Source organism: Sinimarinibacterium flocculans (genome assembly GCF_003201205.1).
In the GTDB taxonomy this organism is placed as follows: Bacteria; Pseudomonadota; Gammaproteobacteria; order Nevskiales; family Nevskiaceae; genus Solimonas; species Solimonas flocculans.
Window position 1 is genome coordinate 282,655 of sequence record NZ_QICN01000003.1, and the last position, 14,039, is coordinate 296,693.

At 69.6% G+C, this 14,039-nt stretch carries 15 protein-coding genes; 7 read left to right on the plus strand and 8 right to left on the minus strand.

All coding sequences use genetic code 11. The features are described from left to right. Positions 1 to 22 precede the first annotated feature (22 nt). The 3 genes from C8D93_RS07725 to hutU are packed head-to-tail and all read right to left on the minus strand — an operon-like array spanning position 23 to position 4,630. Positions 23 to 1,381, minus strand: coding sequence for a formimidoylglutamate deiminase (locus tag C8D93_RS07725; RefSeq protein WP_211307254.1), 1,359 nt, complete (start codon positions 1,379 to 1,381; stop codon positions 23 to 25). Then, positions 1,378 to 2,916 (minus strand): histidine ammonia-lyase, encoded by a 1,539-nt coding sequence (gene hutH / locus C8D93_RS07730; RefSeq protein ID WP_245903850.1) that lies wholly within the window; start codon positions 2,914 to 2,916, stop codon positions 1,378 to 1,380. The genes C8D93_RS07725 and hutH overlap by 4 nt, the downstream gene beginning before the upstream one ends. Then, positions 2,909 to 4,630 carry a urocanate hydratase gene (gene hutU, locus C8D93_RS07735; protein ID WP_110264588.1) on the minus strand — a complete coding sequence of 574 codons (1,722 nt, stop codon included), beginning with the start codon at positions 4,628 to 4,630 and terminating at the stop codon, positions 2,909 to 2,911. The genes hutH and hutU overlap by 8 nt, the downstream gene beginning before the upstream one ends. 59 nt (positions 4,631 to 4,689) lie before the next feature. Here hutU and C8D93_RS07740 point away from each other — a divergent pair, with 59 nt between their 5' ends. Beyond that, on the plus strand, positions 4,690 to 5,724 hold the full coding sequence (locus C8D93_RS07740; protein WP_110264589.1) for a 1-aminocyclopropane-1-carboxylate deaminase/D-cysteine desulfhydrase: 1,035 nt from the start codon (positions 4,690 to 4,692) through the stop codon (positions 5,722 to 5,724). Here the strand turns inward: C8D93_RS07740 and C8D93_RS07745 are convergent. Genes C8D93_RS07745 through C8D93_RS07755 form a run of 3 tightly spaced genes read right to left on the minus strand, consistent with a single transcriptional unit; the run spans position 5,712 to position 7,163 of the window. Next, positions 5,712 to 6,017 (minus strand): type II toxin-antitoxin system RelE/ParE family toxin, encoded by a 306-nt coding sequence (locus C8D93_RS07745; protein ID WP_110264590.1) that lies wholly within the window; start codon positions 6,015 to 6,017, stop codon positions 5,712 to 5,714. The two genes, C8D93_RS07740 and C8D93_RS07745, sit on opposite strands and share 13 nt — an antisense overlap. Beyond that, complete coding sequence (locus C8D93_RS07750; RefSeq protein WP_211307255.1) at positions 6,014 to 6,259, minus strand: addiction module protein; 246 nt, start codon at positions 6,257 to 6,259, stop codon at positions 6,014 to 6,016. The genes C8D93_RS07745 and C8D93_RS07750 overlap by 4 nt, the downstream gene beginning before the upstream one ends. Before the next feature lies 1 nt (position 6,260). Continuing rightward, the gene (locus tag C8D93_RS07755; protein ID WP_110264591.1) at positions 6,261 to 7,163 is read right to left on the minus strand and encodes a LysR family transcriptional regulator; all 903 of its coding nucleotides are present in this window, start codon (positions 7,161 to 7,163) and stop codon (positions 6,261 to 6,263) included. Between the two features lie 100 nt (positions 7,164 to 7,263). Between C8D93_RS07755 and C8D93_RS07760 the strand changes: the two genes are divergently transcribed. The 5 genes from C8D93_RS07760 to C8D93_RS07780 all read left to right on the plus strand — a co-directional run bounded on the left by C8D93_RS07760 (position 7,264) and on the right by C8D93_RS07780 (position 10,659). Then, positions 7,264 to 7,869, plus strand: a complete 606-nt coding sequence (locus C8D93_RS07760; RefSeq protein WP_110264592.1) for an FMN-dependent NADH-azoreductase — start codon at positions 7,264 to 7,266, stop codon at positions 7,867 to 7,869. Positions 7,870 to 7,907: 38 nt separating this feature from the next. Next, a complete protein-coding gene (locus C8D93_RS07765) occupies positions 7,908 to 8,309 on the plus strand; it encodes a DoxX family protein (RefSeq protein ID WP_110264593.1) in 402 nt (133 codons plus the stop codon). A 28-nt stretch (positions 8,310 to 8,337) separates the two neighbouring features. Beyond that, positions 8,338 to 9,198, plus strand: a complete 861-nt coding sequence (locus C8D93_RS07770; protein WP_110264594.1) for a pirin family protein — start codon at positions 8,338 to 8,340, stop codon at positions 9,196 to 9,198. A 113-nt stretch (positions 9,199 to 9,311) separates the two neighbouring features. Beyond that, positions 9,312 to 10,250, plus strand: coding sequence for a pirin family protein (locus C8D93_RS07775; RefSeq protein WP_110264595.1), 939 nt, complete (start codon positions 9,312 to 9,314; stop codon positions 10,248 to 10,250). A gap of 10 nt (positions 10,251 to 10,260) precedes the next feature. Further along, a complete protein-coding gene (locus C8D93_RS07780) occupies positions 10,261 to 10,659 on the plus strand; it encodes an OsmC family protein (RefSeq protein ID WP_110264596.1) in 399 nt (132 codons plus the stop codon). 7 nt (positions 10,660 to 10,666) lie between these two features. Here the strand turns inward: C8D93_RS07780 and C8D93_RS07785 are convergent, their stop codons facing one another. Continuing rightward, the gene (locus C8D93_RS07785; RefSeq protein ID WP_110264597.1) at positions 10,667 to 11,095 is read right to left on the minus strand and encodes a DUF3429 domain-containing protein; all 429 of its coding nucleotides are present in this window, start codon (positions 11,093 to 11,095) and stop codon (positions 10,667 to 10,669) included. A 66-nt stretch (positions 11,096 to 11,161) separates the two neighbouring features. On the opposite strand from C8D93_RS07785, the gene C8D93_RS07790 reads away from it, so the two are divergent. Beyond that, on the plus strand, positions 11,162 to 13,036 hold the full coding sequence (locus tag C8D93_RS07790; protein WP_110264598.1) for an ATP-binding cassette domain-containing protein: 1,875 nt from the start codon (positions 11,162 to 11,164) through the stop codon (positions 13,034 to 13,036). 66 nt (positions 13,037 to 13,102) lie between these two features. Here the strand turns inward: C8D93_RS07790 and C8D93_RS07795 are convergent, their stop codons facing one another. Next, positions 13,103 to 13,972 carry a glutathione S-transferase family protein gene (locus tag C8D93_RS07795; RefSeq protein ID WP_170123949.1) on the minus strand — a complete coding sequence of 290 codons (870 nt, stop codon included), beginning with the start codon at positions 13,970 to 13,972 and terminating at the stop codon, positions 13,103 to 13,105. Positions 13,973 to 14,039: the final 67 nt, after the last annotated feature.

Consider the following 14,039-nt stretch of genomic DNA (forward strand, 5'->3'; position numbering starts at 1 on the left):
GAAGGCGCTCCTGCATATCCGCTCATGCCACCAGACGCCGAAGCGTCGCGCGATAGCGCGCGAACGTCGCTTCGGCCTGCGGATGACGGCCGCCGCGCACCCGCCACCGCCCGCCGACCATGACGTCGCGCACCGGACGGCGCGCAGGGCCGAAGATCGCGGCGTCGAGCCAGCGGTCGCCGCGGTGCCCGGCCAGCGCCGGGTCGTCGGGGTCGAGCACGACCAGGTCGGCCCGCAGTCCCGGCGCGATGGCACCGGCAGCGAAGCCGAGCGCCTGCGCGCCGCCCGACGCGGCGGCGCGGTACAGCGCGGCGCCGACGCTGCGCCCTTCGCGGCGTTCGAACAGGTTGCGGCGCCGGCGCACGAGGCGCTGTCCGTATTCGAACAGGCGCAGCTCGGCGAACGGGTCGGTGCCGACATGACTGTCTCCCCCGATGCCGATATGCCCACCGGCGAGCAGGAAAGGCTCGGCATTGAAGAGACCGTCGCCCAGATCCGCCTCGGTGCTCGGACACAGGCCGGCGACGGCGCCGTGACTGGCCAGTGCTGCGGCCTCGAGTTCGCGCATGTGCGTGGCGTGCACCAGACACCAGTGGCGGTCCAGCGGCGCGTTCCACAGCAGCCACTCGACCGGGCGCTGGCCGCTCCATTCGAGACAGTCGTCGACCTCGCGCGTCTGCTCGGCCGCGTGGATGTGCACCGGCGCCTGGGCCGACATGGAGGCACGCAGCGCCAGGATCGCCTGCAGTTCGTCCGGCGTGACCGCGCGCAGCGAATGCGGCGCAAAGCCGATGGCGGTCACCTGCGCACAGCGCTCCGCGAGGCGTGCATAGCCATCGAGATCGCAGACGAAACGCCGTTGTCCGTCCGCCGGCGGTTCGCCGCCGAATCCCGCATGCGCGTAGAACACCGGCAGCAGACGCAGACCGATGCCCGTCTCCCCGGCGGCCGCGACCACGCGCAGCGCGGTCTCCGCCGGATCGGTATACGGCCTGCCGTCGGCATCGTGATGCAGGTAGTGGAACTCGCCGACAGTGGTATAGCCGCGCTCGAGCATCTCGACGTAGAGCTGCGCGGCGATGGCCTCGAGATCGTCCGGTGTGAGCCGTTCGAGAAACCGGTACATGCAGGCACGCCAGGCCCAGAAATTGTCGCCCTGCGGACCGCCCGCACCGGTCAGGCCGGCCATCGCACGCTGGAAGGCGTGCGAGTGCAGGTTCGGCATGCCGGGAATCAGCGGGCCGGCGAGGCGCTCGGCGCCGTCGGCCGACGCGTTCGCGGCTACACCGGACACGAGGCCGTCGTCGCCGATGTCGACGCGTACGTCCTGCGCCCAGCCGTCCGGCAGCCACGCCTGTGCGGCGAACAGCGCCTGGCTCACTCCGGCCTCCACGAGGGCAGCAGGTCGGCGACCATCGGCGTCAGGATCTCGCTCGCCAGCAGGGCGTCGGCGGCGGCGATATCGGTCGCCAGCACCCGGTCCTCGTCGAGCGCGGCGACCTGTTCGCGCAGCGCCAGGTGCACCGCCTGCAGGGGCTCGGAGGTCTGCAGCGGCGCGTGGAAATCGATGCCCTGTGCGGCCGCGAGCAGCTCGATGGCGACAATGCGCCGCGTGTTCGCGCACATCGGCAGCAACCGGCGCGCCGCGAACGTGGCCATGCTGACGTGATCTTCCTGGTTGGCCGAGGTCGGCAGGCTGTCGACGCTCGCCGGGTGTGCCAGCGACTTGTTCTCCGAGGCCAGTGCGGCCGCAGTCACGTGCGCCATCATGAAGCCGGAGTTCAGGCCCGGCTCGCGCACCAGGAACGGCGGCAGTCCCGACAGCGTCGCGTCGATCAGCAGTGCGATGCGCCGCTCCGACAGCGCGCCGGTTTCCGCGATCGCCAGTGCCAGCGTGTCGGCAGCGAGCGCGACCGGCTCGGCGTGGAAGTTGCCGCCGGAGATCACCTCGCCGCTGTCCTCGAACACGAGCGGATTGTCGGTGACCGCATTGGCCTCGATCAGCAGCGTGCGGCCGGCATTGCGGATCAGGTCGAGGCAGGCGCCCATCACCTGCGGCTGGCAACGCAGGCTGTACGGGTCCTGCACGCGTTCGTCGTTGACGCGATGCGAGGCGCGGATGCCGCTGCCGTCGAGCAGGCGCCGGTAGACCGCGGCGACGTCGCTCTGTCCCGGTTGCCCGCGCAGCGCCTGGACGCGCGGATCGAAGGGCGCATCGGAGCCGCGCGCGGCATCGACCGACAGCGCGCCGGTCACCACCGCTGCGGCGAAGACGTCCTCGGCCTCGAACAGCGCGCGGATCGCCAGCGCCGTCGACACCTGCGTGCCGTTGAGCAGTGCCAGCCCCTCCTTGGCCGCGAGCGCCATCGGCTCGAGGCCCGCATGTCGCAAGCCTTCGGCAGCGGGCACGACGCGGCCGTCGATGCGCACTTCACCTTCGCCGAGCAGCGCCAGCGTCAGGTGCGCAAGCGGCGCCAGATCGCCCGAGGCACCGACCGACCCCTGCGACGGCACGCACGGCAGCACACCGGCGTTGTACAGCGCGAGCAGCGCCTCGATCAGCTCCCGGCGCACTCCGGAGGCGCCGCGCGCGAGACTCGCGGCCTTGAGCGCCAGCACCAGGCGCACGGTGGCGTCGTCGAGCCATTCGCCGACGCCGACCGCGTGCGAGCGCACCAGGTTGAGCTGCAAGCGCTCGAGCTGGTCGTTGGCGATGTGCACCTTGGCGAGCTTGCCGAAGCCGGTGTTGATGCCGTAGGCCGGCTCGCCGCGTTCGACGGCGGCGGCCACGGCCGCCGCGGAGGCCTCGACGGCCGGCCAGAACGCCGGCTCGATCGACAGGCGCGCGCGACCGGCCAGCAGGTGACGCAGCTCGCTGAGCGTCAGATGCCCGGGACGCAGATGCCATTCAGCCACGGGATGCTCCCGCTGCCGCATCCAGCATCGGCAGCCGCAGGCCATGCTCGCGCGCGCAGGCGATCGCGTCCTCGTAGCCGGCGTCGGCATGGCGCATGACGCCGCTGCCCGGATCGTTGGTCAGCACGCGCTCGATGCGCCGCGCCGCCTCCGGCGTGCCGTCGCAGACGACGACCATGCCGGCATGCTGCGAAAAGCCCATGCCGACACCGCCGCCGTGGTGGATCGACACCCAGGTCGCGCCGCTCGCGCAGTTCAGCAGCGCATTGAGCAGCGGCCAGTCCGATACCGCGTCCGAGCCGTCGCGCATCGCCTCGGTCTCTCGGTTGGGACTGGCCACCGATCCCGAATCCAGATGATCGCGCCCGATGACGATGGGCGCCGACAGCTCGCCGCGCGCGACCATCTCGTTGAACGCCAGACCCACCCGCGCGCGCTCACCCAGGCCGATCCAGCAGATGCGCGCCGGCAGCCCCTGGAAGGCGATGCGCTCGCGCGCCATGTCCAGCCAGCGGTGCAGCGAGGCGTGGTCCGGCAGCAGGGCGCGCACCTTGTCATCGGTCTTGCGGATGTCTTCCGGATCGCCCGACAGCGCCGCCCAGCGGAACGGGCCGATGCCGCGGCAGAACAGCGGGCGGATATAGGCCGGCACGAAGCCGGGAAACGCGAAGGCATCGGCAACGCCTTCGTCCTGCGCCATCTGGCGGATGTTGTTGCCGTAGTCGAAGGTGGGGATGCCCAGCTCGTGGAAGCCGAGCATCGCGCGCACCTGCTGCGCCATCGAATCCTTCGCCGCGGCAATCACGCCTTCCGGGTCTGCGACGCGCTCACGCGCTGCGCGGTCGAGGGTCCAGCCGGCGGGCAGGTAGCCGTTGAGCGGATCGTGTGCGCTGGTCTGGTCGGTGACCATGTCGGGCCGCGCACGCGCATCGCCGTCCTGCGTGCGGCGCAGCACCTCGGGGAAGATTTCCGCGGCGTTGCCGAGCAGGCCGACCGAGACCGCGCGCCGCTGCGCGTGGGCGTCGTGGATGCACGCGAGGGCCTCGTCGAGGGCGTCGCAGCGCACGTCGAGATAGCGTGTGCGCAGACGCATGTCGATGCGCGAAGCGTCGCATTCCACCGCCAGCATCGAGGCACCGGCCATCGTCGCCGCCAGCGGCTGCGCGCCGCCCATGCCGCCGAGCCCGCCGGTGAGTATCCACTTGCCGGCCAGGTCGCCGCCGCAGTGCTGACGCCCGGCCTCGGCGAAGGTTTCGTAGGTGCCCTGCACGATGCCCTGGCTGCCGATGTAGATCCACGAACCGGCGGTCATCTGCCCGAACATCATCAGGCCCTTGCGATCGAGCGCGTGGAAATGCTCCCAGGTGGCCCAGTGCGGCACGAGATTGGAGTTCGCGATCAGCACGCGCGGCGCGTCGGCATGCGTGCGGAACACGCCCACCGGCTTGCCGGACTGGATCAGCAGGGTCTCGTCGTCGGCCAGCGTCTTCAGCGTCTCGACGATCGCATCGAAACAGGCCCAGTCGCGGGCCGCGCGGCCGATGCCGCCGTAGACGATCAGCGCCTCGGGATTCTCGGCGACCTCCGGATCGAGGTTGTTCATCAGCATGCGCAGCGGCGCCTCGGTGAGCCACGAGCGCGCACTGCGCCGCGCGCCGCGCGGCGCGCGGATGATGCCGGCGCGTCTCCTCCGGTCCGCCTGCAGATCGTGCATCGCGATCTCCGTTGTTCTCTTTGTCCGCCGCCATTCAATCCGCGCGACAATGCGCTGTCATGAGGAGCTACCCCCTGTTCGATGTTTTCCCGCGCCTGGGGGTTTTCCCTCGTGCGGGCCTGCTGGACGGCATCACGGCGGTGCAGCCGATGCCCGGAGCAGACGACATCTGGATCAAGCGCGACGACCTGTCTGCGAGCGATTTCGGCGGTAACAAGGTCCGCAAGCTCGACCTGTTGCTCGCGCAGGCGCGGGCGCGCGGCCGCAAAGATGTGCTGACCTTCGGCTACAGCGGTTCGAACTTCGTCGCCGCCACCGCCTGGCATGGCCGCAAGCTCGGCCTGGCGACGCAGGCCGTTCTGTTGCCGCAGGCCGATGCCCCCTACGTGGCCGACAATCTCGCCACCGGCCTGCACGCCGGCGCGCAACTGCATCTGGCGCGCGGCAACGCAGCTGCCGTGGCGCGCGCCATCGCGCTCAGCACGGCGAAGCTGCTGCGTCACGGTCGCGTGCCGCTCTGGATTCCGCCCGGCGGCTCGTCGCCACTCGGCGCGCTCGGCTTCGTCAACGCCGCGTTCGAACTCAGGGCGCAGGTCGAGTCCGGTGCGATGCCGGCGCCGGCGCGGCTCTACGTCGCCTTCAGCAGCATGGGCACGGTTGCCGGCCTCGCGATCGGCCTCGCACTCGCCGGCCTGAATACGCGCATCGAAGCCGTGCAGGTCGTCGGCGACGACTTCGCCTCAGCCGCCAAGCTCGATCGACTGATCCGGCGCACGCGGCAACTGCTGCGCCGCGCCGATCCCGCCGCCTGCCCCGGTCGCGTCGCCGAGGTGCGCATCCGCACAGAGTTCTTCGGCCGCGGATACGCGCTGGCTTCGCCGGCGGTCAAGGCCGCGATGAGCCGCTTCGGGAGCGCCACCGGCGCGCGCAGCGACAGCGCCTATTCCGGCAAGGCGATCGCCGCCCTCTACGCCGATCACGATGCCGGCGCGCTGCGCGGACCGACGCTGTACTGGCACACCTTCAATGCGCATGGCCGGCCCGCAGGCGTGGGACCGTTACCGGCGCAGGTACTTGCGTCTTATGTGCTTTGATCCGGGTCCAGCGCCCGACCAAGCGATTGCGGCGCCTGCCGGCAACCCAGAACGCGCCAAACCGTGCGAATCTCGTCTTCAAGACGGTAATACACGGCAAACGGAAACCTTCGAGAGAGAAGCCGGTGAAAGCCGAACACTCGAAGGTGCATACCGGCGTAAAGGGCCAGCGAGTCGATGTCGGAGAAGAGTGAATCCAGAAAGTATTCGCCGAGTCCTGCCTGTTGCCGCGCATAGAAACGGCGCCCGCGATCCAGATCGTCGAGCGCCGCGGGCAGAATCCTGATCTTCACTCGGCGCGTTTGCGCAGCTGTCGCTTCGCGTCTGCCCAGTCGACGGGTTGCTCATGCCCGGCTGCGTGACGCGCAGCAGTGAGGGCAAGTGCTTCGGCATGCCATGCCGGGGACTGCAAACGGTCTTCTTCACGGCTAAGGGACGCCCAGAGCGCTTCCATCGTGCGGAGCTTCTCATCCCAGGACATGCGCTCGATCGTTTGCGTCATCATGGCTGCAGAATAGCGCTCGATGACACTCATGTCATGGCGGCGGACACAGTTCGGCAACCCCGTCGCGGATGAGCTGCGCCAGCCGCTGTGCGCCCGGCCCGGCGGCATCGCCGTGGGTGACGATCAGGTACAGCTCGACCTGGCGTTCGGCACCCTCGATCAGCGGCAGCGGCTTGAGCGCACCGCTGTCGAGTTCCTCGCGGATGATGTTCTCGGCGTACCAGGCGAAGCCCAGACCCAGCGTCGCCGCGCGGATCGACGTGGCCTTGGCCGACACGGTCCAGCGCTGCTCGGCCCCGAGCCAGGCGCCGTCGCGCTTGCGCTGGCTGCCGGAGTCGCGGATCACGAGCTGACGATGCTGGCGCAGATCGTCGAAGCTCAGTGGCCGCCCGAGCCGGTGCAGCGGGTGATGCGGCGCCGCGGCGCAGACGAAGCGGATGGTGACCAGCGGATCGAGCAGGAAGCCCGGCGGCATGCGCGAGGCGATCGCCAGATCGACGCGCCCGTCGAGCACGGCCTCGTCGGTGCCGCCGAGCACCGTCTCGTACAGCTCGATGCGCGTTTCGGGGCGCTCTTGCGCGAAGCGGTCGAAGCACTGCAGCAGCAGCCAGGTCGGGAACACCACCTCGACCGCGAGCCGCAGCTCCGGCTCCCAGCCCTGGGCGAGACTGGCGGCGGCGCGCTCGACGCGCGCGGCCTCGTCGAGCAGGGCGCGGCCCCGGCGGTACAGCACCTGACCCGTCGGCGTCAGCTGCGCCTTGCGCCCCTGCAGCTGGAACACCTCGACGCCGAGCAGCGATTCGAGCTTCTGCACCGCGTAGGTGACGGTGGACTGGGTCTTGTGCAGGGTCTCGGCGGCCTGCGCGTAGCCGCCGGCCTCGACCACGGCAACCAGTGCGCGCCACTGTTCGAGGCTGATCTTCGGCCCGGACATAGGTCGATCCATTCGATGTATTCAGCCGAAATATTCCGCTTTTTTATCGACTGAAGCAATCGTTTAATGGCGACACTCTCACCACGTACCGGAGACCGCCATGACCACCACCCTGCTGCAGATCAACACCAGCCTGTTCTCGGAGAACGGCCAGTCCTCGAAGCTGGCCCAGGACTACGTCGAGGCCTGGCGCAGCCGCCACCCGCAGGGCCGCGTCATCGTCCGCGACCTCGCCACGAACCCGCTGCCGCACTTGACCGCCGAGCGCTTCCAGGCGTTCCTCGCCAAGCCCGAGGCGCGCACGCCGGAACAGCGGGCGATCGTCGCCGAGAGCGACGCGCTGATCGACGAGCTCAAGGCTGCCGACCAGATCGTCCTCGGCCTGCCGATGTACAACTTCGGCATTCCGTCGACGCTCAAGGCATGGATCGATCACGTCGCGCGCGCCGGCGTCACCTTCCGCTACACCGCAAACGGCCCGGAAGGCCTGGTCGCCGACCGCAAGCTGACGGTGCTCGCCGCCCGCGGCGGCCGTTATGCCGGCACGCCCAAGGACACGCAGAGCGGCTATGTCCGCGACTTCTTCAACTTCATCGGCATCCGCGACATCGACTTCGTCTACGCCGAAGGCATGGCCCTGGACGAATCGACGCGACGCGAGGCGCTGGACGCCGCGCACTCGCGCATCGACAAGCTGGCCGCCTGAACCGCAGCATCCCTCACATCACACCAAGGAGTCCCGTCATGAACCCGAAACTCGAAGCCGCCCAGCCCTGGGTCGAACTCGCCGGCCGCCTGCTGATCGCGCTGATCTTCGTCGGCGCCGGCTGGAGCAAGATCGGCGGCTACGCCGGCACCCAGGCCTACATGGAATCGGTCGGCGTGCCCGGCGCGCTACTGCCGCTGGTGATCTTCGTCGAACTCGGCGGCGGGCTCGCCATCGTCTTCGGCCTGCTGACGCGCATCGCCGCCGGCGGCCTAGCCGTGTTCAGCATCGCATCGGCCGTGCTGTTCCACGGCGGCGCGGACCCGATGCAGCAGATCATGTTCATGAAGAACCTGGCGATCGCCGGCGGTCTGCTGTTCCTGGTGGCGCGTGGCGCCGGCCGCATCAGTCTCGACCACAAGTTCTTCTCCCGCGCCTGACCCGCGCGCGTTTCACCGGAGTACTGCCATGACCATCCGTGAACTGCAGCAGGTGATTCCCAGTGTCGCGACCTCGGACGGCGCCGGCGTGAAGCTGCGCCGCAGCATCGGCGCAACGCCGGGGCTGCGCCTCGATCCGTTCCTGATGCTCGACGAGTTCGGCACCGAGAACCCGGACGACTACATCGCCGGCTTTCCGCCGCATCCGCACCGCGGCTTCGAGACCGTCACCTACATGCTCGACGGCCACATGCGCCACGAGGATCACCTCGGCAATGTCGGCGAGCTCAGGAGCGGTGGCGTGCAGTGGATGACCGCCGGCCGCGGCGTGATCCACTCGGAGATGCCGCAGCAGGAGTCGGGCCGCATGCGCGGCTTCCAGCTGTGGATCAACCTGCCGGCGCGCGAAAAGATGAAGCCGGCCGGTTATCGCGACATCCCGGCGCAGGACATTCCGTCGGTCGCGCTGGTCGGCGGCGGCTACCTGAAGGTGATCGCCGGCCGGGCACAGCACGACGGCCGCGTGATTGCCGGCCCGATCAACGGCACGCCGGAGGCAATGGCGACCGATCCGCTGTACCTGGACATCGGTCTTGCTGCCGGCGCGACGATCACGCAGCCGGTGCCTGCCGGTCACAACGCGCTGATCTATGTCTACGAAGGCCAGGCGCAGATCGGCGACCGCGCGCTGCCGCGCTACGCCGCCGGCGTCCTCGCGGACGGCGACGCCGTGACCGTCGGTGCGGGCGACGAGGGCGCGCGCTTCGTGCTGATCGCCGGCAGGCCGCTGCGCGAACCGGTGGTGCAGTACGGTCCCTTCGTGATGAACACGCGCGACGAGATCGAGCAGGCCATCGACGACTATCGCAACGGTCGGCTGGCGGCCTGAGCGGAGCGTCTTTCTTGCAGGAGCGTCTGCGGGCGCAACTGGCGACGCGGGTCCAAGACCTCGCACCTGAGGGCGCTCCTACAATGACCACCGCAGACCGAGAAGTTCACGACATGAGTACGACCGACCCCGACGCCAACCCGAATGCGGTGAAGCCCTGCGCGACCGACGGCCTGCAGCGCATCGCCGCGCGCGAGAGCATCCTCGGCGAGGACATGAAGATCCGCCGCGCGCTGCCGTCACGCGAACGGCGCACCATCGGTGCGTGGTGCTTTCTCGATCACTTCGGCCCGGTCGACGTGCGCAACGGCGACGGCATGCGTGTCGGCCCGCACCCGCACACCGGGCTGCAGACCTTCACCTGGCCGATCTCGGGCGAGATCCTGCATCGCGACAGCCTCGGCTACGAGCAGTTGATCCGCCCCGGACAGGTCAACCTGATGACCGCCGGACGCGGCATCTCGCATTCCGAGGAATCGCCGCGCGAGCGCTCGCCGGTCATGCAGGGCGCGCAGTTGTGGATCGCCCTGCCCGACAGCCATCGCCACATCGCGCCGGCTTTCGAGCACTACCCGCAGATTCCTTCGGACACGCGCAGCGGCTTCACGCTGACGGTCATGGCCGGCGACTTCGACGGCCTGTCGTCGCCGGTGAAGCTGCATTCGCCGCTGGTCGGCGCGGAGCTGCTGAGCGCCGGCAAGGCCGCGATCGAACTGCCGCTGCGCCGCGATTTCGAGTACGGCGTGCTCGTGCTCGAAGGGGCGGTCACGTTCTGCGGCGAGCGCGCGACGCCCGGCGAGCTGCTGTACCTGCCACCGGGCCACGACGCCGCGCGCCTGAGCACCGACGCCGCGTCGCGCACGCTGCTGATCGGCGGCACGCCGTTCACCGACGGCCTGCTGATGTGGTGGAACTTCATCGGCCGCAGCAAGACCGAGATCGAGCAGTTCACCCGAGACTGGAACGCTGGCGCCGAGGTGTTCGGCGAAGTACGCGGCTATCCGGGCAGCCGTCTCACGGCCCCGCCGCCGCCGTGGTCGCACCACGAGTAGGAGAAGGCCCATGAAAGAGATCGCCCGCGCCAGCGTCACCTCGGCCGAGACCGCCTACCGGCAGGACATCCGCAGCGGCCACCACACGCTGGTGGCCGACGAGCCGGCACATGCCGGCGGTGCGGACGCCGGCCCCGCCCCGTACGAGTTGCTGCTTGCGAGCCTCGGCGCCTGCACGGCGATCACGCTGCGCATGTACGCCGAACGCAAGCAGTGGCCCCTCGGCCGGCTGACGGTCGAGCTGCAGCTGCTGAAGAACAAGGAAGGCGAGACGCGCATCGACCGTCAGCTCGCCAGCGACGCTGCGCTCGACGACGCGCAGTGGCAACGCCTGCTGGAGATCGCCGAGAAGACGCCGGTGACGCTGACGCTGAAGGCCGGCGCAACGATCCAGACGCGCCGCGCCTGAGCCTTGCTCAGATCGCCAGCCGCCAGCCGATGGCCAAGCAGGCACCGACGGTGAGCGCGATGCGCAGCGCAAAGTAGCCGTCGACCGCGCCCAGCGTGCGCTCGCGCCAGAAATCGGCGACCAGCAACAGCAGGAAGACGACGATCAATCCGACCAGTGCCGGCACCAGCGGCAGGCTCATGGCAGTCCAGGCCGCAAGCATCAGCGCCATCGAGACCAGCAGGCCGAGGATGCCGGCCGGCCCTTCGGACGCCGGCAGCGCGAAGCCCCAGAAGGTACCGGCCATGAAGCTCGCGATCATGCCCACCCAGACGAACCAGGCGTGGTCGAGCCAGTGCGGTGCGGTGGCCGGCGACAGCGACAGCCAGGCCGGACCGACGAGGAAGGGGATCAGGCCGGCATAACCGAGCAGCGAGACCAGGCGCGGCAGCTTCATGCAGCACTCCGGGGCTTAGCAAAGATCGAAGCCAGTATAGAAGGCGCCCGCTAAACTGCGCGCGCCATGATCCAACTCACCCGCGCGACCCTGCGCCGCGGCGCCCGCACGCTGCTCGAAGACACCAGCTTCACCCTCTATGCCGGCTGGCACGTCGGCGTCGTCGGCCGCAACGGCACCGGCAAGTCGACGCTGTTCTCGGCACTGCTCGGCGAGCTTGCGCCGGATCGGGGCGACATCAGCGTGCCCCGGCAGATCGTCATTGCCTCCGTCGCCCAGGAGACGCCGGCGCTGCCGCAGCCGGCGCTCGAGTACGTGCTCGACGGCGACGACGAATTGCGTAAGATCGAGCGCCGGCTCGAAGCGGCTGAGGCGGCGCAGGACGCACTGAAGATCGGCGCGCTGCACGAGCGGCTGAACGCGATCGGCGGCTACGCGGCGCGCGCGCGCGCCGGCAAGCTGCTGCACGGCCTGGGCTTTTCCGCCGACGAGCAGGATCGCCCGGTGGCCAGCTTCTCGGGCGGCTGGCGCATGCGCCTGAACCTCGCCCGCGCGCTGATGTGCCGCTCCGACCTGCTGCTGCTCGACGAGCCGACCAATCACCTCGATCTCGATACGGTGATCTGGCTGCAGACCTGGCTGACCGGCTACGCCGGCACCCTGCTGCTGATCTCGCACGACCGCGAGTTCCTCGATGCGGTGACCGGCCACACGCTGCACCTCGAAGGGACGACGGCGACGCTGTATACCGGCAACTACTCGCAGTTCGAGCGCCAGCGCGCCGAGCGCCTGCGCCTGCAGGCGGCGCAGTACGCGCAGCAGCAGGCCCGCATCGCGCATCTCGAAAGCTTCATCCGCCGCTTCAAGGCCAAGGCGAGCAAGGCGCGCCAGGCGCAAAGCCGGGTCAAGGCGCTGGAGCGCATGGAACTGGTGGCACCCGCGCACTGGGATTCGGCGTTCTCGTTCGAGTTTCCGGTGCCCGAGAAACTGCCCTCCCCGCTGATCCGCATGGACAAGGCCGCCGCCGGTTACCCGGACAAGACCGTCCTGACGAACCTGCGCCTGCTGCTGGCACCCGGCGAGCGCATCGGCCTGCTCGGCGCCAACGGCGCCGGCAAGTCGACGCTGATCCGCACCCTGGCCGGCGAACTCGCACCGCTGGGCGGCGACGTCATGCGGTCGCCGGACCTGCGCGTCGGTTACTTCGCCCAGCATCAGGTCGAGCACCTGGATCTCAAAGCCTCCCCGGTCGTGCACCTGCGCCGCATCCATCCGCAGGGCACCGAGCAGCAGTTCCGCGACTTTCTCGGTGGCTTCAACTTCCGCGGCGACCGCGCCTTCGAGCCGGTCGGTCCGTTCTCCGGCGGCGAGAAGGCGCGGCTCGCGCTGGCGCTGGTGGTCTACCAGCGCCCCAACCTGCTGCTGCTCGACGAGCCGACCAATCATCTCGACCTGGACATGCGCCATGCGCTGGAGACGGCGCTGGCGGACTATGCCGGCGCGATGATCCTGGTCTCGCACGACCGCCACCTGCTGAACGCGACCTGCGACGATTTCTGGCTCGTCGCCGGCGGCGCCTGCGAAGCCTACGACGGCGATCTGGACGACTACGCGCGCCTGCTGTCGAGCCGCGATGCCAGCGCACCGTCGCGCTCGCGGGCGGCGGAGACGGCCAGGGATCAGCGCCGCGACGGCGCCGGACAGCGCGAACGCCTCAAGCCGCTGCGCGACACTGTGAAGAAACTCGACGCGCAGATCGCCAAGCTGCAGAAGCGGCTGACGGAACTCGATGTCCGGCTCGCCGATCCGGCACTGTACGCGAGCACGCAGGCTGCCGAGATCGCGCAGCTCGGGCGCGAACAGAACGAACTCAAGACCGACCTCGCCACGCTGGAAGAACAGTGGCTTGCGGCCGCCGAAGAGATCGAGCAACTGACGTAGGCGCGCCTCTCAGGCACGGCCGGCGCGGACGCGCCGGGTGCGCGTCCACGAGAGCGAGCGGAGCGCTCAGCCCTTGTCCACGACCTTGCGTTGCGCGCCCTGCAGGCGCCGACGGCGACGATAGGCCGCAGCCGCCTGCGGCGGTGCGCCCGCCGGCCTGGCCGGCTGTACATGCCGGTGCAGGCGGTACATCTCGCGCACCCAGCCGGCGCCCGGATGGTCGTGCCAGCGTTCCATCAGCGGCATCATCGCGTCACGGTACTCCGGGTCCGAGAACACGAGATGCTCGTTCGGGCAGATCAGCGGCGCCAGTCGCGACGCCGCGGTGATGTCGGCCACGGTGAAGCGGTCGGCGGCGAGGTAGACCCGGCCGCCATCAACGACCCGGCCGAGTTCGTTGAGCGCCCGCTCGACCACCTTGCGCGAGTGCTCGATCAGCACCGGCTCCATGCCCAGGCCGCGCTGGAACAGGCCGCGGATCACCGGGAACGCAGCGCGCAGCAGCCGCGCCTGCACGAAGCCGGCATCGAGCGACCACAGCCGGCGCACCAGGTCCGCGTCCGCGAGCAGGGTGGCGTACATCAGGCGCACCACGTGCATGCCGATGTGATCGAAGCGCGCCTCGTAGCGCATGACCTCGGCGCGGGCCTCCACGTCCGCCGGGATCAGCGTGAACGGTGCGCGGTGGCGCTCCAGCCATTCGAGGATCTGCGTGCTGTCCTGCACCAGTTCGCCGTCGGCCTGCAGTGTCGGCAGCGACACGCCGAGGCTGCCGCCGATGCGCAGGTTGCTGGCGTGGTGCAGGAACGGCGTGAGCCGATGCTCGCGGTAGCGCAGATGGGCGGCATCCAGCGCCCAGCGCACCTTCTCGCTCGATTGCGATGCGGCAAAGCTGTACAGCGTCATCCCCGGAGGTGTCGTCCTCGGGGGCGTCATGCCTGGGTCGGTCATCCTTGTCCTCCCGTCGAGTCCGCAGACTCTACTGAATCGAGGTGACAAGCAT

What these genes read in the sequence shown, in the direction of transcription:
- hutU (WP_110264588.1), bottom strand. Translation starts at nt 4,630, where the DNA reads ATGCACGATCTGCAGGCGGACCGGAGGAGACGCGCCGGCATCATCCGC.
- C8D93_RS07740 (WP_110264589.1), top strand. Translation starts at nt 4,690, where the DNA reads ATGAGGAGCTACCCCCTGTTCGATGTTTTCCCGCGCCTGGGGGTTTTC.
- C8D93_RS07750 (WP_211307255.1), bottom strand. Translation starts at nt 6,259, where the DNA reads ATGAGTGTCATCGAGCGCTATTCTGCAGCCATGATGACGCAAACGATC.
- C8D93_RS07755 (WP_110264591.1), bottom strand. Translation starts at nt 7,163, where the DNA reads ATGTCCGGGCCGAAGATCAGCCTCGAACAGTGGCGCGCACTGGTTGCC.
- C8D93_RS07760 (WP_110264592.1), top strand. Translation starts at nt 7,264, where the DNA reads ATGACCACCACCCTGCTGCAGATCAACACCAGCCTGTTCTCGGAGAAC.
- C8D93_RS07765 (WP_110264593.1), top strand. Translation starts at nt 7,908, where the DNA reads ATGAACCCGAAACTCGAAGCCGCCCAGCCCTGGGTCGAACTCGCCGGC.
- C8D93_RS07770 (WP_110264594.1), top strand. Translation starts at nt 8,338, where the DNA reads ATGACCATCCGTGAACTGCAGCAGGTGATTCCCAGTGTCGCGACCTCG.
- C8D93_RS07775 (WP_110264595.1), top strand. Translation starts at nt 9,312, where the DNA reads ATGAGTACGACCGACCCCGACGCCAACCCGAATGCGGTGAAGCCCTGC.
- C8D93_RS07780 (WP_110264596.1), top strand. Translation starts at nt 10,261, where the DNA reads ATGAAAGAGATCGCCCGCGCCAGCGTCACCTCGGCCGAGACCGCCTAC.
- C8D93_RS07785 (WP_110264597.1), bottom strand. Translation starts at nt 11,095, where the DNA reads ATGAAGCTGCCGCGCCTGGTCTCGCTGCTCGGTTATGCCGGCCTGATC.
- C8D93_RS07790 (WP_110264598.1), top strand. Translation starts at nt 11,162, where the DNA reads ATGATCCAACTCACCCGCGCGACCCTGCGCCGCGGCGCCCGCACGCTG.
- C8D93_RS07795 (WP_170123949.1), bottom strand. Translation starts at nt 13,972, where the DNA reads ATGACGCCCCCGAGGACGACACCTCCGGGGATGACGCTGTACAGCTTT.